Here is a 24,110-nt window from a genome sequence, read left to right as displayed (position 1 = left end):
CTCTTTCACCTCAAAATAGAAAATAACGCTGTGCCATCGGCAATTCTTTTGCTGGAGCACTTGTGATAAGCTCCCCATTTACCCTGACCTCATAGGTTTGCGGGTCAACGGTTAACTCAGGTGTTTCCGAGTTTAGTTTCATGTCTTTTTTCGTTAATTTCCTGATCCCATGTACAGGCAGGATCATTTTCTCTAAGCCAAGTTTCTCATGCACTTTTCCTTCATATGCTGCCTGTGATATGAACGTAATGGAGGTTTTTGACAAGGCTTTGCCAAACGCCGCATACATGGGACGACTAACCACTGGCTGCGGTGTTGGAATCGAGGCATTGGCGTCTCCCATCATTCCATGGACAATCAATCCACTTTTTAAGACTAATTCTGGTTTTACACCAAAAAATGCCGGATTCCAAATGACTAGATCCGCAACTTTTCCGACCTCAATGGAACCGACATAGTCAGAGATTCCATGAGTAATCGCAGGATTAATCGTATATTTGGCAATGTACCGTTTGGCCCGATTATTATCGGAAAGCTTGCTATCGCCTTTTAGAGAGCCTCTTTCTTTTTTCATTTTATCGGCTACTTGCCATGTTCTAAGAATAACCTCGCCGACCCGGCCCATCGCCTGGGCATCCGAACTGGTCATGCTGAAAATCCCCATATCCTGGAGCACATCTTCTGCCGCAATGGTTTCCTTTCGAATCCGTGAATCGGCAAACGCAATATCTTCCGGTACGGATGGATTTAAATGGTGACAAACCATCAGCATATCTAAATGTTCATCGACTGTATTAATCGTATATGGCAGTGTTGGATTGGTGGAGGATGGCAGTACATTCATAAAGCTGGCTGATTTGATTAAGTCAGGCGCATGGCCTCCCCCTGCCCCTTCTGTATGATACATATGGATAACCCGATCCTTAATGGCTGCCATCGTGTTTTCAACAAAACCTGCTTCATTTAAGGTGTCGGCATGAAGAGCCACCTGCACGTCATATTGATCGGCAACCCTTAATGCATGATCAATGGCCGAAGGGGTTGCACCCCAGTCTTCATGCACTTTCAAGCCGATTACCCCTGCTCTAACCTGTTCCGCTAATGGCTCTTCAGCCGCCGCCTGGCCTTTACCTGTTAATCCCACATTGATGGGAAGCCCCTCTACTGCCTCAAGCATTCGGTGAATATTCCATTCCCCCGGGGTAACCGTCGTCGCTCTCGAACCCGCAGTAGGACCTGTACCACCGCCAATTAAGGTGGTCAACCCTGACGTTAAGGCCACTTCCACTTGTGCAGGATTAATAAAATGCACATGTGTATCAATTCCACCAGGTGTCACAATCATCCCTTCGCCGGCAATGATTTCCGTGGAGGCACCGATGATAATATCGACACCATCCATGACCAATGGATTTCCGGCTTTTCCGATAGCGGATATTTTCCCGTCGCGAATTCCGATATCTGCTTTGTAAATGCCTGTATAATCCAAAACGACGGCATTTGTAATGACTACATCCGGTATTCCATCACCGCGTGTAACGAGTGGGTTTTGACCCATTCCGTCGCGGATCACCTTCCCGCCCCCAAAAACGACTTCCTCACCATAGGTGGTATGGTCTTTTTCGATTTGAATGATTAAACCCGTATCCGCCAGGCGAATGGAATCTCCTGTCGTAGGACCAAACATCTGGGCATACTGTTTTCTTGGCATTTCAAAACTCATTAGCGATGCCCTCCTTCGATCGAGCCGTCCGTTTTGTTGTTAAAGCCGTATACTTTTCGTTCTCCTGCATATGGGACCAAATCGACTGCTTTTTCATCCCCCGGTTCAAAGCGGACAGACGCGCCAGATGGAATATTTAGCCTTCTACCATACGCTTCTTCCCTAGTGAATTTCAACGATTCATTCACTTCATAGAAATGAAAATGTGAACCCACTTGAACCGGCCGATCGCCCGTATTCGTAACCTTAATCCTTAAAACGTCTCTTCCCACATTGCAAATAATGGGTTCTTCTTTTAAAAACAATTGCCCTGGTTCCCATTCCACCTGAAATCCCTCCCATTGTTGTTACCGAATTGGATCATGCACCGTTACTAGTTTTGTTCCATCCGGGAAGGTGGCTTCGACCTGAACATCATCAATGATATCCCCAATTCCTTCCATTACATCCTCCCGTGTTAAAATAGTTGCGCCATATTCCATTAATTCCGCAACCGTTCTCCCATCTCTTGCCCCTTCGAGCACTTCATAAGTAATAAGGGCTACTGCTTCGGGATAATTTAGTTTCAAGCCTCTATCTCTTCTTCTTTTTGCCAGATCAGCTGCCACCACAATCATTAGCTTGTCAATCTCACGAGGTACAAGTAACATTATCCATCCTCCTTTGCTTTCGATAAGTTCCAGCACACCTACCATATTTCTCCATTAGGTGACTATTTAAACGCACATGCAAATAAATAATTGTGCCCGAATAGTGCCAACTAACTAGGCAAAAACATCCTAATTTTTGAAATCATTCAAATTGTACATTCATTCACCTAAACGATTAGGATGCGGCAAAATTTATTTAGTTGGAGAGCAAAAAAATTAATAAAAAAATACTATATTGTAAGATCGTTCGTTTACTCACGGATAAAAGAAGGCAAGCAAACGTCTACATCTTTCTATGACTCATTCTGCTATGTTGATAGCTATAATAGTTGAAAACTCTTTCATTTTAAGTATAGTAAGAGATAAGCAAATAGTGATAAAAGTAAAAATGGAGTGATTCTCATGGCTAAAAGAAATTGGGCAGGTAATTATCAATATAGTACGAATAACTGGCATGAACCGGAAACGGTTGAAGAGGTTCAACAATTGGTTTCAAGTTTAAAAAAGCTGCGTGTGGTCGGATCGCGTCACTCTTTTAATAGTATCGCAGATTCTAATGAGAATATGGTTTCATTAAAGAAGCTCAACCAGGTATTATCCATTGATCGTGAAAAGCGAACCGTAACTGTTGAAGGGGGAATCAGGTATGGGGAACTTTGTCCTGTACTTCACCAACATGGCTTTGCCTTACATAACCTTGCTTCCCTTCCGCACATTTCGGTTGCCGGGGCAATTGCTACAGCCACACATGGTTCAGGTAATGTCAATCAGAATTTGGCTGCAGCGGTCCGTGGGATGGAAGTTGTCACGGCTGATGGAAGTATTGTCACTTTTTCAAAAGAACAATCGGAAGAAGAATTACATGGCGCTGTGGTTGGACTTGGTGGATTAGGTGTAGTGACAAAGCTTACACTAGATGTCCATCCAACACATCAAATGAGGCAGGATGTTTACGAGAACCTTCCGTTAGCACAATTAGATCAACATTTTGACACTATTTTTTCTAGTGCCTATAGTGTTAGTTTGTTTACCGATTGGCAGGATGAAAGGTTTAACCAGGTGTGGCTGAAGAGCAATCTGACGGATGATCAGACTGTTTCGTTTGAGGAGGACTTTTTTGGAGCAAAAGCGGCCAAAGAAAATCTCCATCCCGTACCAGGGGTTGGAGCAGAGAATTGCACAGCGCAGCTAGGGGTCCCAGGGGACTGGCTTGACCGGATGCCCCACTTCCGAATGGATTTTACTCCTAGTAAAGGTCAAGAGCTGCAAAGTGAATATATTATGGCACGTAAGCATGCCTATGACGCTCTTTGTGCAGTTAGTGAAATCCGGGAACAAATCGCACCACTTCTATTAATATGCGAGGTGCGGACCATTGCGGAGGACGAGCTGTGGTTAAGCCCATCGTATAAGCAGGATTCTGTTGCTATACACTTTACTTGGCAGGATAAATGGGCGGATGTTCGGAAGGTGCTGCCACTTATCGAAGCCCAGCTTGAACCTTTTCAAGCTAAGCCACATTGGGGAAAACTGTTTACTACCTCCCCTGCAAACATACAGTCACTTTATGAAAAAATGCCTGACTATTTACAACTGCTTATGAAGTATGATCCAAATGGCAAGTTTCGCAATGCTTTTTTGAATAAATATATCTTTAATGAGGCAGAGTGAGAGCACAGCCCATTAAAAAATGTATTCAGAGGAGAATAGATCATGAAAAAAATTGTCAAAGCAAATGAACCTTTGGTTGACCATATTTATACGGCAGATCCTTCTGCACATGTATTTGAAGGCAAACTTTATATTTATCCTTCCCATGATATTGAACATACTGGAAAAACGATTGATGATGGTAGTGGTGATCAATATGCGATGGAAGATTACCATGTTTTGTCGATCGATAATTTCCATTCCCCCTGTGTAGACCACGGCGAAGCACTCCATATTCGAGATGTTCCTTGGGCTAGTAAACAGATGTGGGCACCCGATGCTGCTTTTAAAAATAACCAGTATTATTTATTTTTCCCAGCAAGAGATAAGGATGGGATCTTTCGACTCGGTGTTGCGACAGGCTCTAATCCTGCCGGCCCTTTCAAAGCGGAAGAAAATTATATTCCAGGAAGCTTCAGTATTGATCCCGCCGTTCTAGTGGATGACGACAACCGAGCCTATGTGTATTTTGGCGGTCTTTGGGGTGGACAATTAGAGAAATGGCAGACAGGTGCATTTATTTCTGATGCCGAGGGTCCTGATCCCTCACAACCGGCGTTAGGACCAATGGCAGCAGAATTAACGGAGGACATGCTTCGTTTTAAGGAAAATCCGCAAGAACTATCGATTGTAGACGAAGATGGCAAGCCCATTCTTGCCGGAGATGAGGAAAGAAGATTTTTTGAGGGCCCGTGGGTCCATAAATACAATGGGAAATATTATCTTTCTTACTCTACTGGTACGACCCATACCATTGTTTATGGAATCAGCGAAAATCCTCTAGGTCCATTCGTTTTCAAAGGGAAAATCCTGACCCCTGTCATCGGCTGGACCACTCATCATTCAATTGTTCAGTTTGAGGATAAATGGTATTTATTTTATCATGACTGTTCTCTGTCTGATGGGGTTGACCACAAACGCTGTGTAAAATATACCGAACTAACATACAATGAAGACGGAACCATTCAAACCATCGATCCTTACTCAAAGTAAATAAATGCATAAAAAGACCTTGAAAAGCTTTATTAGCTTCCAAGGTCTTTTTTACTAAGATTGATGCCTGGAAATGGGTATCCTTTTTCATTAATCCTTCCCCATTATTTCGCTCTCAAACTATGTTTTTCATTCCGAATATGTTATTTAACTGTTTTGCAACAGGTCATCCTATTCCTTAACCATCTTGGCATCTTCAAGGAATTTTTTGATCACAAACGAAGCCGCTCCGAGGACAGGGGCATTTTTGTTGAGCTGGGAGATGAAAATCTCACTTTTAAGCGGTATATGCCTTGATATCCTACTTGAAACCGTCTTCTTAATCGATTTTAAAATGATGGGATTCGCCTCAATCAAGTTACTTCTCAAGACAATCGAGTCAGGGTTAAACGTATGAATCAAGTTCGTTAAACCAACCCCAAAATAATACCCATATTTTTCTATTTCCATCAATAGATCGCCATCGTTTTCCTGAATCATCTTAGTGGCCTTTTCAAGTGTCAGTTCCCTTCCATTTTTTATTTTGGAAAGATTCTTAAAAAATGCACGTTCAGATGCATACAGCTCCCAACATCCTTGGTTTCCGCAGCCGCATTTTTTTCCATTGAATTCAATGGTCATATGCCCCATTTCTCCAGAAACTCCACCTGATCCGCGGTAAAGCTGGTTGTTTACCATGATCGCCAGACCAATACCAGTTCCTACACTGATATAAATGCTGTTATCGGAATTCTTAATGGCACCATACAATTTCTCTGCAATAGCTCCGGCATTTGCTTCATTATCAATGAAAACAGGAAAGTTAAAATGGACTTCGAGCAAATTTTTTATGTCCACTTTGTCCCAATTTGAATGGGGAGTATATAAGACCGTTTGATTCTCATTCACAAATCCATGTACCCCTACACCGATCCCAATAATGCCATATGGAGATTCCGGTGCATGCCTCGTCACCAGCCTAATTCGATCAATTAAAATTGATTTAAGCGCTTCCAATGACTCGTTTGCAAATTCAAATAAGTCAGAGAAAAGCAAATTCCCCTCTAAATCACTTAAAATCGTTTGAATATAATTGGCAGCAAGTTCAACTCCGATCGCATAGCCGGCATTTTTATTAAAAACTAGCAATATAGGTTTTCGGCCCCCGTTCGACACTCCTACCCCAATTTCGGAGACAAGCTGTTTTTCGATCAATGTATTCGTTTGCAAAGAAACGGTTGCTTTGTTCAGATTGGTTATTTCCGAGAGGTTTGCCCTAGAGATTGGGTAGTGTTTCATAATTGTACTCAAAATAATGTTTAGACTATGCATTTTGCTATCGTTTTGTTCTGCTAGTTTCACCTTTTCTCCTCATCTCTTTTGCTGATTATCTTTTCAATCTAACGGCCGATTCCTGAATTTGATTATTTTTTTATTATATCGTAAAAATTTATAAGTTTGTATATTGTTCAATTAAAAAAGATGTGTTAGTATAAACACACAACTTACTTTATCTGATGGACAAACTAAGTTAAAAGTAATTTTGTTGTTTTTGTACTAAAGTAGTGACGGTTTCAGAGTTATATTTCTAGTTAAAGAGGTGAAATAAGGCTTTACAGGAAAGTTAATACAACATATTTACTTTTTAGAGGATTTTAAGTATTGTTTAGGGTGATTAGATAAAGTATCTTCTTTGTTTATTTAAACAAACAAACTAAAGGGGTAAATGAATTTTTTCATTCCTTCTATTGAAAGATTTCTAGTTTGTTAGTGAATGTATCGTTCACTTCATAAAGTATTCAACTCTTAGAGTAGTTGCTGCTAATTTTTTACCATCGGTGAAAGCGGTTAACCCTACTTTTGAGTCTATAAAAGATCGATTGGCTCATCTTTTCAACTAGATTTTTTTTAAATGTCTATTATGTAAGCGGATAAACTGATTGAAAATTTAACCGTAAAGGAGATTTATCACATGGCTTTAATGGAATCAACCGTTAAACAAATGAACAAAAACACACAAAACATTCAACAAAATGAGTACCATAAGCTCAGCCTTTCTGAACGAATCGGTTACGGCCTTGGGGACTTTGCCCAAAACCTCGTATTTGGTACTGTCGGAGGATTTCTGGCTCTCTATCTGACTACCGTCAATGCCATTGGTACAGCAGCAGCAGGGTTCATCTTCTTGTTTGTCCGAATTGTCAACGTTTTCTGGGATCCAATGGTTGGTACTTTCGTCGATAAACATACATTCAAAAACGGTAAATATCGTCCTTGGCTTCTGATTGCAGGTGTTCCACTTGTTATCTTAGCAGCGATGCTCTTTGTTCCAATTCCAGCCATTCGTGGTTCAGTGCCAATCGCCTTTATCACATACTTTTTGCTTGACTTGGTTTATTCTGTCGTTAACATTCCTTACGGTTCATTAAATGCATCCCTTACACGTGACCCTGAATCCGTAGATAAAATCACAACCACTCGTATGATGCTGGCTAACATTGCTAACCTATTGGTTTACACACTGTTTCCGATGTTTGTTCAAATGGCAGCTCCAAAAGACCGCTCAATGAAAGACACTGGTTTCTTTGGTCTTAAGATTAATATGGGTACTTATACCGATGCATCTGCAAGCCACGCTTGGTTTGAGGTTTACATGGTTTACATGATACTCGGGGCTTTGGCTTTGTTCTTCTGCTACCGTCTCACAAAAGAACGTGTTGTGGCCACTGCTGAACAATCCGCAGAAGTAAAAACTTTGGACCTGTTCGTTGAATTGAAGAACAACAAACCGCTCATTATTCTTGGTTTCTTCTTTATGCTTGCGTTCACCTTCATGTTCTTCATGAACACAGTGAATGGATTCTTTAATCAGTACACGGTCAACCACTCAGACTGGATGGGTGCAGTAGGTCTAATCGCTTCCATTCCTGGTATTGCTTTCCCAGTCTTCTGGCCAAAATTGAGAAAAATCTTTGGTAAAAAAGGATTCTTCCATTTCTTCCTTGGTATGTTTGTTGTTGGGGAAATCCTTACTTGGGTATGGTCGTTAGATGGCATGCATGATTCACTCTTCCTTGCTTATTTTTCAACTTTCATTAAGCAATGGGGTCTTACTTCTGCAACTGGTTTCATGTGGGCACTTGTTCCTGAGGTTGTCTCTTATGGTGAAATGAAGTCTGGTAAACGTAACGCTGCGATCATCAACGCGATCATGGGTCTCTTCTTCAAGATTGGTTTTACTCTTGGTGGTGCCATTCCGCTTTGGTTCCTTGCAGCTTTCGGCTTCGATGGCAATGCGGCGAAACAAACAGCTAGTGCTCTTTCCGGTATCAATATCACAGCAATCTGGATTCCAGCGGCGCTCGCGATTGTATCGATGATTGTTATGGCTCTTTACCCACTTACTGATAAAGACGTCGTTGATATCAATAAGCAACTTGATGCGGCTCGTGCTAAGATCAAAAAAGCTTAAAAATAGAGCTTCTAGTAAGAGTTAAAATGAAAAAGGGGCAAACATTATGCCCTAGACTTTACCCGATAGAGTAGACACGGTAAAAAGGTCTTCTCTATTGGGTACTTTTATTTAAAATGAATTTATAGCTATTTCAATCCAGTTTCATTTTTGGCAGCTCATTTATCTATTTTTAACATATCCTCAAGAATCTCTTCTGCAGCTCTTTCCCCAGACTCAACTGCTCCATTTAAATACCCCGGATACTTAATGGATGTGTGCTCACCCGCAAAGAATATATTCCCTTCCCGTTGTCCCAAAATACCACCAAATTTTGTATGTTGGCCAACCTTCAAATAGGAATAGGAGCCTTTAGTCCATTGGTTGCTAAGCCAGTGATCAACAGTGGCTAGTCCATTCCAATTCCTCTTAATTCCTGGTAACACAAGGTTTAACTTGTCCAAGAATTTGTTAGTCCTTTCTTCTATTTTATCATTTGTTAACGCAAACAGTTTGGCAGCCGTTTCTCCTCCTGTGAAGTTAGCAAGAATTCCTGATTTACCTTGTTGGGCTCGTGAGGACTCGAATGTCTGCTGATAGCCTGCATCTGCAAACGTCTCTCCATTATTTCCAAACTCATTCCAAACTCTTCCGTCGAATTGGACATGAAGTTTGGTATTAACACCCATACCCATCTCTTTAATCGCCTGTTTTTTTAATGAACGGAAGCTTGCACTCTCATAATCTATCGTTCTTAAAATACTAATAGGGATTGCTAGAATGACCTTGTCCGCAAAAACATCCCATTCCTTTATATCATTTTGAAAAACAAGCCGTATTTCATTTTGGCCATCATGTTCAATCTTTTTAAGCCGGGAATTAAATCTAATTTGTCCATTAAGATTCTTTGCTAAAATGTCCGGGATCTGATCATTTCCACCCCTCACATGAAGGCATTCATCTGAATCCCCGTACATTTGAAATTTTTCCCTTTGAGCAAACCCTAATAAATAAAGTAGATTTAATGCACTTTGCTTTCGGGCATCAGCGCCATTTTCAATCGTATACGCCAATGCTAATAATTTACCAAATCTCGATTGCATGCCTCCTGGGACGATTTCATTGATATAGTCAACAATGGACATATGATCCAACTCAAATCCCCGCTCTGTGTAGCAATCGTAAAGTGTCGTTTCACTTGCTTTTATTAAATCAGTTTGAAGTTTCGAGAAGATTTTTTTAAAATCCTCTGTCACATCTTTAAAGGAATAATCGCCCCCATCAATAAAATAAAATGGTTTGGTACCTCTAGCTTCTGCCTTGGTTAAATGATCTAATTCTAATCCTAGCTCTTTTGCCAGCTTCTGAATCTCTATATGACAAGTATCAATGAATTCACCACCGCGTTCGACGATCTGTCCTTCTTTAAAATAGTCTCTTCTTGTCCAACAACGTCCCCCAACCCGTTCCGCTGCTTCATAAATAGTCGATTCAATCCCACCCTGCTTCAGCCGGTAGGCACAAGTGAGACCTGCCAAACCTGCTCCGACAATAACAATCCTTGGAGCCATTTCTTCCTCCTCATGAAATTTAGAAAACAGCTTCTTTTCCTTTTCAATCGAGACAAGTTCTCTTTTTGGAAAAATACCATCCTGGTCAGCAGCTTGTCCATTGCATTTTTGTCCTTTCCATTCTTTTTCTGCCAATTGAAATGATTTTTGCAGGATCCTTGCTAATGACGTCCGTGCCAAACAACCAACTCCTTTATGCAAAAAAATAAAAACATGCTTTTTTATTGAATTGCTATCGTGTGATAGTAAATGATCTTTCAATAAACTATGCATCGTTTCTTTTATTTGCTATAGGAAGGAAGCCGGTTTGTCCTTTTTTAACATTTATAATTTTTTGTTTTACCGAACGAATGTTGCTCTTATTCAGAAGTATTGAAGAACAGCTGAGAAAATCAATATTCTCGAAAAAAAAAAAACACTCAAAACGTTGACTTCACAACATTTTCGAGTGCTTCTTTATAAAAAAATTTGTTCCAGAATTCATCTAACCATTTATAATTTCATTCAAATGTAACAAGGTATTAGATACTAATTAACTTTATTACCAGATTGGTACGAACCCTTTTATTTCCGCCAAAACAGATTCGATTTCTTCTAGAATGGTTTCTGGAATTCTGAAGCCAGATGCTATTGCATTTTCCTCCACCTGCTCCGGACGGCTCGCTCCAATAATGGCAGAACTTACTCCAGGCTGCCTTAATACCCACGCTAGTGCTAATTGGGACAATTTGATTCCTAGACCCTGTGCAATATTTTCAAGTTTTTGGACGCTTGTTAAGACAGCATCATTTAAGTAACTTGTAATCCACCTGTTTGTTTCCTGATTGGCCGCACGGCTCGATGATGGGATGTCTTGCCCAGGTTTATATTTTCCAGTCAAAATCCCTTGCGCCAACGGTGAAAATACGACTTGCCCCATTCCGTGTTTCTCACTGACTGGCAGTACCTCTTTTTCAATATAACGGACCAGCATATTATAAATGGGCTGATTGGATACAATCGGCCTAAAATTCTTTTCTTTTGCCACATGGGCCGCGTCTGTGATTTGTTCCGCCGTCCATTCACTCACACCTGCATACAGGATTTTTCCTTGTGAAGTTAAATCATCTAATGCTCTGAGCGTCTCTTCTAACGGTGTTTCGGAATCATAGCGGTGACATTGATATAAGTCAATATATTCGACCCCAAGACGTTTCAAACTTGCCTCGCATTGTTCGATTATGTGTTTTCTCGAAAGCCCCTTGTCATTTGGGCCGTCTCCCATTGGGAAATAAACTTTTGTTGCTAACACATAACTGGAGCGGGTGTATTCCTTTAACGCTTCCCCTAAAACTACCTCTGCTGCTCCCTGGTTGTAGGCATTGGCTGTATCAAAGAAGTTAATCCCTAACTCATATGCTTTATGAATACAAGCAACAGACTTCTCTTTTTCTACGGCAGTTCCATATGTCAGCCAGCTGCCTAACCCAATTTCACTAACCTTTAAACCTGAGTTTCCTAGTCTACGATATTCCATACCATCCGCCTCCTGTTATTTGAATTAGATGAAATACTATTTTTTTAATACTTTTCATCCAGATACAATGGACTTATTATCTCCCTCTATTTCGTTGGTTGTTCGCGTCCTCATTATATGGATAGGTCACATATAGATCACTAGCTCTGTTTAATCGGTCGATTTGCTCTTTCGTTAAAGACCAGCCTGCTGCACCAAGGTTTGCTTCCAGTTGTTCCATTGTTCTGGCACCAATAATTGGAGCGGTTACAGCTGGTTGATTTAATAGCCAGTTAATGGCTGCTTGGGCCGGTGTTTTTTCAGCTTCTTTTGCCACAGCATATAAAGTCTCTAACACCTGCCATGTGAAGTCATTGTTATAATTGTTCCAAGATTCTCCCCAGCCTTCTTTTTCCGCTAAAGCTACACGAGTATTCTCAGGAGGTTTCACCATATCCCTGGTATATTTACCGCTCAGCCATCCGCCGCGCAGCGGGCTCCAAGGCATGACACCCAATCCTTCATTGATACAAACGTCTAACAGTTCCCATTCTGTTGCCCTGCAGAGCAGATTATATTGCGGCTGCAGGCTGACAAATGCTTCCCAACCATTTCGGCGGCTTAAATCAATCGCTTTTTGCAATTGCCAGCCTTTAAAGTTACTGGCACCAATATAGCGGACTAGTCCCTCGCGTACCAAATCATTTAAGGTGCTTAAGGATTCCTCCAAAGGAGTACGAGGATCCCAAGCGTGAACCTGATAGAGATCAATATAATCGGTGCCAAGGCGGCGCAAGCTTTCCTTAACACCAGAAATGATATGTTTTCGGCTTAGGCCGATATCATTTGGACCCTCTCCCATGGCAAAGCGGACTTTTGTGGCAAGGACAATATCATCCCGTTTTCGGCCTTGCAGCCACTTGCCAACGATTTGCTCCGAAACGCCTCCTGTATAAACATCGGCTGTGTCAATAAAATTTCCGCCTTCTGTAACGAAACGATCTAAAATGTTAAAGCTGTCCTGTTCACTTGTTTCACGGCCAAGCGTCATCGCACCCAAGCAAAGCTCACTTACCCTTAAACCAGACTTCCCTAAATAACGAAATTCCATTGATTTCACTCCTTAAATTTTTATGTAGGAACCATGTTTTTTACTGATTAAATGGATATACAGCGGCTGGAATCAGTACCTATTCACTACCTGGAAAATCCGGCTTACAGTTTAATAGTTTATTAGCTTTTTCATCAGATCCTTCCCTTATAATAGTTTGTCGGCTAAACTAACTAGTCGCTTATAAAACTATTATAAATATTTTTTTAAAAATATTATAATATATTTAATCGTGAATTTTAAAAATTATTCTTTAAAGTTAGTTTACTGGATAAATCAAGTTTGGTAAAATTTAATAGAAATGCGAAAGCGTTTTCTATAGTGGACTATGCGTAACATGGATGAAAATGGAGGGATAGAATGGGCCAGACAAATGAATTTGCACACAGAATGGCGCGCAAAACCATTAAACTTGTTGATGAATCAGGAAATCCTGTTAAAGGAAAGGAAGTCTCACTAAGACTAGTAAATCACCAGTTTTTATTCGGCTGCGGTATATTTGATACGATTGAAGTAGCAAATTAAAGTGTACCAGCAGACAGACTTGCCTTTTTGGAAGATAAAATGGATAAGTTCTTAGATGTTTTTAACTTTGCCACCCTGCCCTTCTATTGGGGAGTTTTTCCTGACTACTGGGACGGATTTGAGCCTGAAAAAGGCAAACCTCGGACAAAAGAATTAAAGGCTGCTGCACAATGGTTAAAAGAAAGAAACGTAACCGTGAAAGGACATCCCCTAGTCTGGCACACAGCAACAGCTCCATGGCTTTTGGATATGAGCAATGAAGAAATTTTGAAAGCACAACTGGCCCGAATTGAACGTGAAGTAACCGGCTTCAAAGGGTTAATTGATATGTGGGATGTCATCAATGAAGTAGTGATCATGCCCATCTATGATAAATATGACAACGGCATTACCCGGATTTGCAAAGAGCTTGGCCGTGTTGGCATGATTAAAGAGATGTTTGCCAAAACACGTGAATGCAATCCTGGCGCGACTCTATTATTAAATGATTTTAATACATCCATTAACTATGAAATCTTAATTGATGGATGCTTACAAGCAGGGGTTCCAATTGATGCCATTGGGATTCAATCTCACCAGCATCAGGGTTATTGGGGACATGAGAAATTGGAAGAAGTACTAAACCGTTTCTCCCACTTTGGACTTCCGATTCACTTTACGGAAAACTCTTTGTTATCTGGACATCTTATGCCGCCTGAAATTGGCGACCTGAATGATTACCAGATTCCAGAATGGCCCTCTACCCCAGAAGACGAAGAACGCCAGGCTAAAGAAGTAGAAGAAATGTATTCGATTCTGTTTAAACATCCACTAGTTGAAGCCATTTCATCGTGGCAGTTCAGTGATGATGGGGCCTGGATTGGTGCTCCTTCCGGCTTTATCAGAAAAGATAATAGTTTAAAACCATCTTATAAAGTCCTGAAGAAACTAATCAAAGAAGACTGGTCGACAAATGTGTGCTGCAAGACAGATGAAAATGGAATAATTTCCTTTGAAGGATTCCTTGGAGAATTTGAGCTGGTTTGTGGAGATAAAATAGTAAGCTTCCAATTAGATAAAGATGCTGAAAATGTACAGCTCGTTAATCTACTCCAGACAGATGTACTAGTGTAGGCTTCCCTCCCCTTTCTGCGGGTTTCTTAAGCATTGGAAATGTGTTTGGCGGAACAATCCATTTGGAAATGGCAATCAAGGAATTGTAAAGAAATACAATATGCAGCGAAATATTAATAGAGGTGAACTTGGCATGACATATCCAGAAATTAAGAAAATCGATTACAATCCGTCTTTGAAAGGCTTGGCACACATATTACCAGATATTATCTATTCGCTCTCCCAACCGAAAGGTACGAAGATGACGATTATATCCCCACAGATTCCCGAAGACTCACAGGAAAAGTACCCATGTATTGTCTTCGTGCAAGGCAGTGGCTGGACTTATCCCAATATGTACTATCAAATTCCACAACTCTCCCAACTTGCTGCAAAAGGCTATGTGATTGCCACCATTACTCACCGGAACAGTTTGGAAGAAAATCCGTGGCCAGCATGCTTTGAGGACGTCAAAACGGCAATCCGATTCATGAGAGCAAAGAGTGCCGAATATCATATTGATGCTGATCGAATTGGGATCTGGGGTACTTCCTCCGGAGGAAATATGGCTTTGCTTGCTGGACTTACAGCTGATGATCCTACCTATCGAACAGAGGAATATGCCGATTATTCGGATGGAGTTAAGCTGGTCGTGGATTGCTTTGGTCCGGCAGATTTACTAAAGCGGGAAGCTCGGCTTGAAAATCCAACACCAGTCGATATCGCTCTGGCAGGTGGAAATCCAAAAGAAAATTTGGATGTTTTTAGGGATATGAGTCCCATTTACAAAGTAAAGGAAGGAATGACATATCCGCCATTTTTACTGGTACAAGGAAACAACGATGAGCCTGTGCCATATGAGCAGAGTCTTACTATGTTTCATAAATTGTGTGACTGTGGGACAGATGCCCAAATGATTGAGGTTGATCATGGACCGCATGAGGGTACTTTCTGGAGTCAGGAATTATTAGATCTGATTTTTGGGTTTATCATGGAACGTTTATAAAAATTCACATGCCGTCTGCTTTCAATTTATAGACAGAAAATAGATGGCTCCTTTTGAAAAATAAATAAATAAATAACTAAAGATGATTTTACCTTTCCCTTAGACTGATGCTTAAGGGAATTTTTTTGTAGAAACATAATAATAAACATAATTATTGGAATCTCATAGGTAAAACTCCAAAACCATTGTACTATTAGTAAATAAACGCTCAAATATATTAAGTAATTCTAACTAATTTTATGCTTTTTCGGTTATTTTATAGGTTTATACTATTTACAACTTATGAATTGCATCGTCCCCTCTTTATCTTTGTTTCATATCCGTTTTTCTTTCTATTATTCTGCCGCTTAAGTTCAACAAGCAAAAATCAATACAGTATCATGTACAAGTATTCACAAACTCTTAAATGAACTTTGGGACTAAACTCTGGTTTCGCACCCATTTAGGATTACTTTATATTTCTTTCTTCAAACATCCCCATAATTTATCCAGGTTCGACTGAACTGGCCCTTCAACAAGAAAGAGCTGCCACGATGACAGAACAGATCTAAAACTTAAGCACCCGGTTCTGTTAAGAGAAATATTTCACATTCTTTCCTTGAGGTTCAGAAAAAATCCATCCTTCATCTTTAAGGAATCGCACCATTAAGTTAAACAAGTCTAATCTTTTTGGAATTTCGTTATCAGTCAGACTAAATATCAAGTATAAGTTAGTGTAATAAATTTAAAATTATCATTAACAAGATGGATATTGATATGAAGCCAGCCATAAAATACCCAAAATATTTTAATGGTTTAGGCAACTTTTTTACCGCATTCCTGCTAACAACATTAGAAGCATTTCCTTCTATCCTGTTAAAGTGGTCTATTACATCATTAAATGGTTTGTTTTCGTCCTTCATAAAACACCCCCCTTTACTAAATTTTGAATAATCTAACCTGAACTCCATTATTTTTTTAATACCTTATCAAATATATATAGATTTATTTTTCTGTAATTTATTATCGATATATAGGAATAAAATGTGTAACATTGTAATAATAAATGTCATCTGTAAAGACTTAATAAAACTAACACCTACAAAATAGTAACAACTAAGTAATATAGCAATAAAAAATATTCCCACACTTAGTATGAGTTTAAACATGTTATCCCCCCAACTTTTATTATCATTATATTCCATAAATTGGATTTTTCCATTTTAAAAAAACGTTTCCTTCTTGAAGAGTCACACTAGTTCGTGAAGAACAGGTCTGTATCAAAATAATTTAGCCCCACCACATCACACAAACAAATACTGACCATAGGGATACGCCTATACCTATCATTCCAAAACCATATATGTATATTGAAGTTACTTTATTATCAATTTTTTTTCCCCTTTTCAACAAATATGCTAATAAAAAGGTAACGAAGTATAGGATGACGCTACTAACCGTAAAGACGGTTACGTAATAGATTGGATGATTTGTATTAGCTATATTTTCATCCACATAATAGGCTAAAGATTGTCCGTATACGCCTAATACGGTTGCAACGATCATTAACATCCATATAAAAAAATGCACCTTTTTCAATCCCACTCCCCCTTAAAAAAGATAGACAACACATCCGTAATAGTGTAATTTTACACTAATTATAACAAATATCTCCTTAATTGGAAATGCTTTTTATTAAACGATCTGCCTCGTTAGCACAATAAAAAGAGCTGCCGTAACGACAGCCCTGTTTCTTCAACTCTTGCACCCGTTCGTAATATAAGGTTAGCCAGATATTTCTGGTTGACCTTTTTCTATATGGTCTTATTATATCGGTAGTCGGGGTAGAACGTCGCACCCGTGGGACTCGTTCCCGTCAACTAAACTGTTCACCCCCTACTTGTATAAACATGTTTCAGGCTGGTTGGGACCACGATCCCGTTTAACAAGCGAACCTATGACATTACAAGGAGCATTAGGGGTTACCGACTAATTTGTATTTCTAGGAGGAGGAGAAAATTAATGAATCCAGTGATTGGTCTGGATGTATCAAAAGGAGAAAGTCAGGTTCAAGCGTTTTTAGATAAAGGTAAACCCTATCGTAAAAGTTTTAGTATTACTCACGATCTTAAGGGATTAGGATGTTTATTAGAGTTCCTTAAAGATGTTGAAAAGGCTGCTGGTGGTCATCAACCTTCGGTTGTTTTAGAATCAACTGGTCATTATCATATTCCCGTTATTCAGTTTCTAGAGGAACAAAATTATGTTTATATTATCGTCAATCCCCTTATCTCTCATAGAGCTAAGAGCTCAAGCCTCCGAAAGGTAAAAACTGATGCAATTGATGCTTATCACCTTTGTGAACTGTTTTATAAAGAGGAGCTAGAGCCTTACAAAAAGCGTGGAGTTCAACTATTAAACCTACGTAATCTGACAAGACAACAGGAGAGTATTGCTGAAATATCGGCTAAAACAAAGATACAGTTACATTCTTTAATTGATCAGGTTTTTCCCGAGTATCGGGGTGTATTTGGAAGCCTATATTCGAAAGTATCACTGCTTACTTTACTAGAATTCCCTACTTCTAAGGCTGTATTAAGTGTGAGTGAAAAAGAGTTAACGGATAAAATAGCTTCATTATGTACGAGTCGTTCGGAGTCTTGGGCAAAGGAAAAGGCACAGAAGTTAAGAGAAGCAGCCCTTTGTGATCCTTTTCAAAACAATCTCTACGATAGTCATATTTTTAACCTTGAAATCTTGGTTAAGATTGTTCTTCAATACCAAGAGCATCTATCCAATATTGCGGATGAAATAGATGCCCTCGCTAGTGAAATTGAAGAATATGAAATCCTTCAATCTATCCCTGGAATCGGAGAAAAAATCGCTGCCACGATTATTTCTGAAATTGGAGAGATAGATCGATTTAATGATGCCAAGAAGTTAGTTGCGTTCGCTGGAATAGATCCTAGTGTATACTCTTCTGGGAAGTTTACTGCATCAGTAAACCGAATAACTAAACGTGGATCTTGTAGACTTCGACACGCCTTATATTTGGCTGTTCAAAGTGGTATTCGGGATAGTCGAAAAAAGAAAACAACTGATGAGATTATTCCACGTAATAAAAGACTACGAGAGTTTTATGACAAGAAACGAGAAGAAGGAAAACCCTTTAGAGTAGCCATTATTGCTTGTGTAAACAAACTCTTACATTGGATTTATGCCTTACTAAAAAGCAGAACCACTTTCCAAGATATAGTTTAGGAACTATATCTAACTAAATACAACAAAACCTTCCAATTACTAAACAACGGAAGGTTATTTGGCATGAACATTTTTAGTATATCATGTGGTTATTAAACTTTTTATTGAAAAATGTTGACAAACTATTAGCTGGTTTGGTTTAAGTGTACCACTTCACAAAGAGTTACCTTTTGTTCTGGGAGGTGCTCCATATGATATAAAAGGAAATGTGAGTAAATCATTGAACTCCTTGTTATTCTTTTCCGCTAAACTCTAAAATATTTAACCCCTCGGATGCCTCTGGTGCTTCAAAAAATTTTGTAACATGAATAATCACCGCTTCCGTGTCAAAAGCTGCTCTTTCGGGTTGTTCGTTCCGCCTTTGAGCAATTTGACGTAAGCATTGCTCGTTATTTAGATTAAGGAAAATTAGTTGATGGCTTGCATTGACCTCTGACGCCATATCCAAAAACCACTTTCTCAGTTTTTGAGTATTAGCTGGAAAATCCATCACTACATCTGTACCGACACTTAATATGTTTTGGACATGCTTTTTCACCAACGGCTTGAGCTGTGCTGAGAATTTTAGATAGTCCTCAAATGATGCAATCTGATTGGGATATAGAGATGAAAGCCATTCATCTTCAGACAACAGTACCGCATGTTTATCTATCGCCAATTGTTTTGATTTAGTTGATTTTCCAGCTCCCATTTTTCCACAGAAAAAGTATAGCGTCCCTGATTGTTTCATATTTTTTAACCCCCGAGCTTATTTTAGTTTAAACCTTTTACTTCGTTTATTCCCATAGACATTCTCCTCTTTTGAATATTAGACGTTAGGATTTATATCCAATTTCTTATTCTACCAATTTCATTTATATTCCTTCTTTAATAAACTTGCCCCTTTACTTGAAAAACGATCATGAAAAAGGACTGCCGAAAACAGCAGTCCGATTGTTCTTTTACTAAACCACCCAGTTCGAAAAAGATTTTTCTATATTGGAGTAAGTTTTTTTATTATAAAATATACTATTTGAGAGAGTACAAAAAAACCAATAAATGAGTAAGTATGTGTCCAGTTATGTAAAGCAAACATCTGCCCTTTTATAAATAGAGGCTCTATTATATATGAAAAACATCCAGATAGTAAAAAGGAGAAAACCAAGTAGGTTTTAAAAGTTTTTGTGTACTGGTACATAAACATATAAGAAATTGGAATTACTGTAATATCAGCAGGCAATAAAGGAGGTACTGTCGGTAACAACTTATCTGGATAACCCCATAAAATCATGTCTCCCCCAATTACATCGGTTATCGAAGCGAAAGTTGCCCAAATTAAGCCATAACTGAGGATTTCAAAAGTTCTTTCTTTATCGCGAAACCTTATCCATATAAGCCATGGTATTGTAGCTGAGATCAGCAGTAACCACCACTTCCACGTAAATAGGTCATCATGGAACCAGTGATTAATTGAAACATCCCTCAGAGTTTCTCTTACCTTTTTGACATCTTCAAAAGTTGGATGTTTCAAAAGTATACACTCCATATTTCACAATTTATACTTTCTTAATTTATCCATCAATTCTCGATATATTCATATCTTCTTGGACTATAGCTAAGATACTTTATCCAATTTTTCTTCGATTCGTTTTAGTTGTTCGTTGCGTTTCTTCGTAGAACGGACAAATACGACTATCGCACTAATAAAAGCAATTGGAATAAGGATTGCAATTAACTGAAAGGTAATGTCCCCGAAATTCACCACAGTTATCCACCCCTTTTTTTACCATATCATACCATTCTTTTTAAAGTAGCAAAATTATTTTTAAAAAATCTGTTTACCTAAAAGTAAATTTCAGAAAAGTGTAAAGACAATAATAACTATTCCTAACAATATGAGTAGTATTCCAACCATAAATATTCCTGTCACATATTCAAATATGGTAAAGAAAAAGGCTATCTTGTTTATCTTATTTCTCTCTTCAAATAGAAATTTTAAACCATCTTTAACTTCATAAAAACTAAGTGAACTTAAACCAAATCCAACAATAATGCAGCCAATACCAACAAATAATAATGTCATAACCTGTTTTCTCCAATTTTTCAAATTGTTAAATAAAAGCTGAGTAGCTAATGTTCTTATCCTCTAAGACAGCTTTGATCCTTAACTTTGGCGCTTAAAGTAAAGTGTTTTCTAGTATATATCCATTCTCATAAGTTCCTATTAGTAAAAACCGGTCATCATGGCTGAATTCCCCAAAACAAGCATATTGGATTTTTTCAACTACAATGGGTTCTAAGTCATCATATCCCAGTATTAAAACTGTCTTACTATAAGTAATGATAATAAATTGACCACTATTTGATAGGTGAATGTGTTGAAAATAACCAAGGCATTCAGGGTATTTATCATTTGTTATGCTAAACTTCCTTAAAACTTTTTTAAACTTTCCATCAAGTATAACTAGGTCATAATTCTGAACCACAATATAAATGCTATGAATAGAACTATAGATGATCGATTCCCAATACCAAATTTCTGAGTTATGGATCACTTCTATTGACCCTTTTTCAATTGGCTCTGTTACTTTTACGATTTGATGATCTATGTACCCCCGGGTATTTTCATAAGTCATAGTAAATAAATAGGAATTTTCAGCTTCGATAAACTGATTAAGCTCAATAAGAGTTGAATCTTTAAAATCAGTAAGTACCGTATGTTCCCCCTGTTCAATATTGATTAGAGCCAGCTGGTACCCGTCTTTGGTATTCAGTGTATCAAGGATAAGGAAGGGAGTATTAGTTATTGCAAAGTCCGCTTCAACTAGTTTGAATTTTTTATTAGATTTTATGGTTTTGATTAATTGAAACCCTTCTGTTTCATAAACGCAAATTGTTCCAATTGTCCTTTTAATATATAAATAATCATCGTTCTGTGAGAACTGAATATAGCCTGGATCTTTAGGTTTACTAAGCTCCGCAATTTTTTCCCAAGAAGTTGAATCAAAAACCACTGTTTTACTACCCATTGTATGGCATAAAAAGCGTTGATTATTTGAAAATTTTATTTGAAAAGATGTTTTAAGTTTTTTAATTAGGTGCATTTGAAGCATACATACCGAGCTCCTTACACATTCTTTATTCACAAAAAAAAGGCAGGCCGCCCTGAGTAATAATTCCATCATCAACTAAAGCACCCGCAGTTTAAGTCCTCAGTCTAATTTAGTTTTTAATTTGACTAGTCGTTTAAATTTTCTATCATAGCTTTGTCGTTCAAGGAGATGATCCAACCAGAATTTTGCTTTTTCTATGTCCCCATTTTTGACAAACGTTTCAATTGCCTTTTTAAAATTGCTGCTATAAAAAATTTTCTCATCTATCACTAATTCAAGCCCTTGGTTGTAACAATCTGAAGCTTTACCGTAATCTTTTATTTTCGAATAAAGTATCCCCAAAAATATATAGCCACTGGCTATTTCCTTTTTATTGAACTTCTCATTTCTAACCGCTGATTCCATTACTTGAATAGCCTTTTTTGTTTGGAATAATTCATCATAAATAACTGCCCTATATACGTAATCGTCATATTTTTTTAGTTTTAATAATGAAATAATCCCCATAAAATCTCCTCTTCCTAATGGTTCCTGTATCTTATTGCATGACTCAGCCAAGTTACTAGTAGGAGAAAGCATTACCATTGTTCCATTTAACACCTGGTAGGTGAACTAGATGTTTTCAATTTTCTTTTAAATCTTTTCAATTACTATAAAAAAGGACTTCTGAAAAAGTCCATTTGTTGTGAAAGGTAAAGCTAATCCGTTGAAAAATGTGAGGAAATGAAAACTAAACCCTCACCCTTTTCACTTATTGGAGTAATTGCTAATTATTTTTTAAAATTATAGTTTCTGATTCATCATTCCAAGTTATGGTTGCAGTTATTTTTTCATTTTTTTGGGTAACTGAACAACCACTACAGGAATCTTCACCTGTTACCAATACTCCATTCTTTAAAGGAGTTTCACCGCCTGTATTTCCAGTAGCAGTTTCAACAGTATATTTTATCTTTTTAGGAACTGGCTTTTCTCCGATATATCTTATTGTAACTTTTGATGATTCACTTTTTTCGGCAAACACATTTACTGTATATTTAACTTGCCAATTTTTACTTTCACCAACGAAATTCATCAATTTAGAATCTGAACAAGCAGTTAATAAAAAAGTAAAAAAAAGAAATAACATTAAAGCCTTTTTTATCATATTGACCCCTCCCTTTTTAATTATATGTTAAAGGAATGGGTTTTTCTTCCTTTTTTTCTTGCTCACTAATGTTGCCAGTTAGTTGAGAAGCAATTGAAAAAAGAGCTGCCGCAACAACTCATTACGTTTTTCAACTCAAGTACCCTGTAGTTTAAGTACAATCTGTCTCAATCTTGTCATGGCGTAGTTTTACGAAATTCATTCTTTAGTGGAGTCTTGTTATTCCTGCTTCTAAAATAAAGCGGTAGAACTATAAACAAAATGATTATTAACTAGCAAAAAAAGACCACCTTGTCCCTTGGTTGTCTTTTTTAATTTAATCAATTGAGTTAGCGATCTTTACTAATATTTCGGGTGTAACTTTGTTTGATACCTTTTTGTCAATGCCGAGCATATATTGCCAATTATCTTTTTCAAAAACAAGAAAATTCATAATTGGAGCATCATCCATATAAATGGCTTTTTGACCATTTTCAAGTGTATAGACCTTTTGATTGCCTCTATCCTTAAAATTTATTTTATTTTTTAAGGGTCGAATATCAACTTTATAATTATTATCTCGTGACTTTTCATTCACAAAATGGATTGATAGAAAATCATTTGAGTCATAATTCTTATCTTCATAAAATCTTCCGAATTGATGGGTGAAAGGAATTGAAGGCTTGATTTTTGGCAAATTTACATTTTGTTCAAAGTGATTTTCAAATTCCTTAACTGCTACATCAGCAGATTTATATCCACCTTGAGTGAACATTTCCTCAAATGAAGGAGGAGTATCGTTTGGATGGGCAAAGGCTATATCATTAGTTGGTACAAAATAAGCTATACAGAGTATTAAACAAATAAAGTTAATTCTTTTATTCAATGCTCCATCCACCCTCTTTATCCTTTTAAAAAGTATTCTTCCCTATTTATGAAAGATTATTTATCGTGACATATGTAACTAACCTGCACAGTTAGTTAAACAAAAAAATGATTACCGCAGCGATCATCATCCTAAACAAAAGAACCCAGTTAGTTGAACAGGTCATTCAAATAAAGTGCTACCAATTAAAGGTAACACCTATTCTCGTTACTTATGTTGGTAATCCAATACTTCTACCTAAAAGCCGTGACTACCATCCAATTTTGGACTATTACAAGATGGAGAAACTCTGACTTTAGCCAGGTCTTCTTTATATTCAAATGGTTTATTGTTACTATCGGGAACTTGAATTTTTAAGGAAATATCATAAGAATGATTGTTGTTATAAACAATATTAACAATCCTCCGTTGCTGCCAGCCAAAACCAGAAGCTTCTTTTCCTTCATAACAATAATCAATCTAA

The 24,110-nt window shown here is 38.0% G+C and carries 24 protein-coding genes; 7 read left to right on the top strand and 17 right to left on the bottom strand.

Features of this window, described 5'->3' with window-relative positions; translation table 11 throughout:
• Window positions 1-10: 10 nt before the first annotated feature.
• From ureC to L1999_RS13675, 3 genes are read right to left on the bottom strand one after another with little or no spacing between them, the layout of a single operon-like run.
• Window positions 11-1,723 carry an urease subunit alpha gene (ureC, locus tag L1999_RS13685; RefSeq protein WP_235744045.1) on the bottom strand — a complete coding sequence of 571 codons (1,713 nt, stop codon included), beginning with the start codon at window positions 1,721-1,723 and terminating at the stop codon, window positions 11-13.
• Window positions 1,723-2,049, bottom strand: coding sequence for an urease subunit beta (gene ureB / locus L1999_RS13680; protein WP_235744044.1), 327 nt, complete (start codon window positions 2,047-2,049; stop codon window positions 1,723-1,725). The genes ureC and ureB overlap by 1 nt, the downstream gene beginning before the upstream one ends.
• Before the next feature lie 21 nt (window positions 2,050-2,070).
• Window positions 2,071-2,373 carry an urease subunit gamma gene (locus tag L1999_RS13675; protein ID WP_235744043.1) on the bottom strand — a complete coding sequence of 101 codons (303 nt, stop codon included), beginning with the start codon at window positions 2,371-2,373 and terminating at the stop codon, window positions 2,071-2,073.
• Between the two features lie 402 nt (window positions 2,374-2,775).
• Here L1999_RS13675 and L1999_RS13670 point away from each other — a divergent pair, with 402 nt between their 5' ends.
• Window positions 2,776-4,044 (top strand): FAD-binding protein, encoded by a 1,269-nt coding sequence (locus L1999_RS13670; protein WP_235744042.1) that lies wholly within the window; start codon window positions 2,776-2,778, stop codon window positions 4,042-4,044.
• A gap of 42 nt (window positions 4,045-4,086) precedes the next feature.
• Window positions 4,087-5,076, top strand: a complete 990-nt coding sequence (locus L1999_RS13665; protein WP_235744041.1) for a glycoside hydrolase family 43 protein — start codon at window positions 4,087-4,089, stop codon at window positions 5,074-5,076.
• Window positions 5,077-5,247: 171 nt separating this feature from the next.
• On the opposite strand, the gene L1999_RS13660 is transcribed toward L1999_RS13665, so the two are convergent.
• Window positions 5,248-6,417 carry an ROK family protein gene (locus L1999_RS13660; RefSeq protein ID WP_235744040.1) on the bottom strand — a complete coding sequence of 390 codons (1,170 nt, stop codon included), beginning with the start codon at window positions 6,415-6,417 and terminating at the stop codon, window positions 5,248-5,250.
• Between the two features lie 610 nt (window positions 6,418-7,027).
• Here L1999_RS13660 and L1999_RS13655 point away from each other — a divergent pair.
• Window positions 7,028-8,527, top strand: a complete 1,500-nt coding sequence (locus L1999_RS13655) for an MFS transporter (RefSeq protein WP_235744039.1) — start codon at window positions 7,028-7,030, stop codon at window positions 8,525-8,527.
• Window positions 8,528-8,685: 158 nt separating this feature from the next.
• On the opposite strand, the gene L1999_RS13650 is transcribed toward L1999_RS13655, so the two are convergent.
• The 3 genes from L1999_RS13650 to L1999_RS13640 all read right to left on the bottom strand — a co-directional run bounded on the left by L1999_RS13650 (window position 8,686) and on the right by L1999_RS13640 (window position 12,683).
• Entirely contained in the window at window positions 8,686-10,257 is a 1,572-nt protein-coding gene (locus L1999_RS13650; RefSeq protein WP_235744038.1) for a flavin monoamine oxidase family protein, read from the bottom strand.
• Window positions 10,258-10,618: 361 nt separating this feature from the next.
• The gene (locus L1999_RS13645; protein WP_235744037.1) at window positions 10,619-11,593 is read right to left on the bottom strand and encodes an aldo/keto reductase family protein; all 975 of its coding nucleotides are present in this window, start codon (window positions 11,591-11,593) and stop codon (window positions 10,619-10,621) included.
• 76 nt (window positions 11,594-11,669) lie between these two features.
• On the bottom strand, window positions 11,670-12,683 hold the full coding sequence (locus L1999_RS13640) for an aldo/keto reductase (protein WP_235744036.1): 1,014 nt from the start codon (window positions 12,681-12,683) through the stop codon (window positions 11,670-11,672).
• Window positions 12,684-13,043: 360 nt separating this feature from the next.
• Here L1999_RS13640 and L1999_RS13635 point away from each other — a divergent pair, with 360 nt between their 5' ends.
• The 3 genes from L1999_RS13635 (at window position 13,044) to L1999_RS13625 (ending at window position 15,306) form a co-directional block, all read left to right on the top strand.
• Entirely contained in the window at window positions 13,044-13,208 is a 165-nt protein-coding gene (locus tag L1999_RS13635) for an Ig-like domain-containing protein (protein ID WP_235744035.1), read from the top strand.
• 39 nt (window positions 13,209-13,247) lie between these two features.
• Window positions 13,248-14,321 (top strand): endo-1,4-beta-xylanase, encoded by a 1,074-nt coding sequence (locus L1999_RS13630; RefSeq protein WP_235744034.1) that lies wholly within the window; start codon window positions 13,248-13,250, stop codon window positions 14,319-14,321.
• A 133-nt stretch (window positions 14,322-14,454) separates the two neighbouring features.
• Window positions 14,455-15,306: an alpha/beta hydrolase gene (locus L1999_RS13625; protein WP_235744033.1), complete on the top strand. Its 852-nt coding sequence runs from the start codon at window positions 14,455-14,457 to the stop codon at window positions 15,304-15,306.
• Between the two features lie 710 nt (window positions 15,307-16,016).
• Here the strand turns inward: L1999_RS13625 and L1999_RS13620 are convergent.
• Window positions 16,017-16,208 (bottom strand): amino acid transporter, encoded by a 192-nt coding sequence (locus tag L1999_RS13620; RefSeq protein ID WP_235744032.1) that lies wholly within the window; start codon window positions 16,206-16,208, stop codon window positions 16,017-16,019.
• Between the two features lie 367 nt (window positions 16,209-16,575).
• Window positions 16,576-16,884 carry a hypothetical protein gene (locus L1999_RS13615; RefSeq protein WP_235744031.1) on the bottom strand — a complete coding sequence of 103 codons (309 nt, stop codon included), beginning with the start codon at window positions 16,882-16,884 and terminating at the stop codon, window positions 16,576-16,578.
• Between the two features lie 423 nt (window positions 16,885-17,307).
• Here L1999_RS13615 and L1999_RS13610 point away from each other — a divergent pair, with 423 nt between their 5' ends.
• The gene (locus L1999_RS13610) at window positions 17,308-18,546 is read left to right on the top strand and encodes an IS110 family RNA-guided transposase (protein WP_235742807.1); all 1,239 of its coding nucleotides are present in this window, start codon (window positions 17,308-17,310) and stop codon (window positions 18,544-18,546) included.
• A 232-nt stretch (window positions 18,547-18,778) separates the two neighbouring features.
• Here L1999_RS13610 and L1999_RS13605 read toward each other — a convergent pair whose 3' ends face one another.
• The 8 genes from L1999_RS13605 to L1999_RS13570 form a co-directional block, all read right to left on the bottom strand.
• Window positions 18,779-19,276: a P-loop nucleotide/nucleoside kinase family protein gene (locus tag L1999_RS13605; RefSeq protein WP_235744030.1), complete on the bottom strand. Its 498-nt coding sequence runs from the start codon at window positions 19,274-19,276 to the stop codon at window positions 18,779-18,781.
• A gap of 243 nt (window positions 19,277-19,519) precedes the next feature.
• Window positions 19,520-20,056 (bottom strand): CBO0543 family protein, encoded by a 537-nt coding sequence (locus L1999_RS13600; RefSeq protein ID WP_235744029.1) that lies wholly within the window; start codon window positions 20,054-20,056, stop codon window positions 19,520-19,522.
• A gap of 84 nt (window positions 20,057-20,140) precedes the next feature.
• The gene (locus tag L1999_RS13595) at window positions 20,141-20,290 is read right to left on the bottom strand and encodes a DUF4083 family protein (protein ID WP_235744028.1); all 150 of its coding nucleotides are present in this window, start codon (window positions 20,288-20,290) and stop codon (window positions 20,141-20,143) included.
• Between the two features lie 90 nt (window positions 20,291-20,380).
• Window positions 20,381-20,608 carry a hypothetical protein gene (locus L1999_RS13590; protein WP_235744027.1) on the bottom strand — a complete coding sequence of 76 codons (228 nt, stop codon included), beginning with the start codon at window positions 20,606-20,608 and terminating at the stop codon, window positions 20,381-20,383.
• A gap of 94 nt (window positions 20,609-20,702) precedes the next feature.
• Complete coding sequence (locus L1999_RS13585) at window positions 20,703-21,710, bottom strand: hypothetical protein (protein ID WP_235744026.1); 1,008 nt, start codon at window positions 21,708-21,710, stop codon at window positions 20,703-20,705.
• A gap of 27 nt (window positions 21,711-21,737) precedes the next feature.
• Window positions 21,738-22,223, bottom strand: coding sequence for a tetratricopeptide repeat protein (locus L1999_RS13580; RefSeq protein ID WP_235744025.1), 486 nt, complete (start codon window positions 22,221-22,223; stop codon window positions 21,738-21,740).
• Between the two features lie 181 nt (window positions 22,224-22,404).
• A complete protein-coding gene (locus L1999_RS13575; RefSeq protein WP_235744024.1) occupies window positions 22,405-22,782 on the bottom strand; it encodes a hypothetical protein in 378 nt (125 codons plus the stop codon).
• A gap of 316 nt (window positions 22,783-23,098) precedes the next feature.
• Window positions 23,099-23,647 carry a DUF4367 domain-containing protein gene (locus tag L1999_RS13570; protein WP_235744023.1) on the bottom strand — a complete coding sequence of 183 codons (549 nt, stop codon included), beginning with the start codon at window positions 23,645-23,647 and terminating at the stop codon, window positions 23,099-23,101.
• Between the last annotated feature and the right edge of the window lie 463 nt (window positions 23,648-24,110).

Origin of the sequence: Neobacillus drentensis (genome assembly GCF_021560175.1) — a bacterium.
Lineage (GTDB): Bacteria > Bacillota > Bacilli > Bacillales > Cytobacillaceae > Neobacillus > Neobacillus drentensis_A.
Note: the sequence above shows the minus strand (reverse complement) of the source record. Positions and strands in the feature narration are given on the sequence as shown.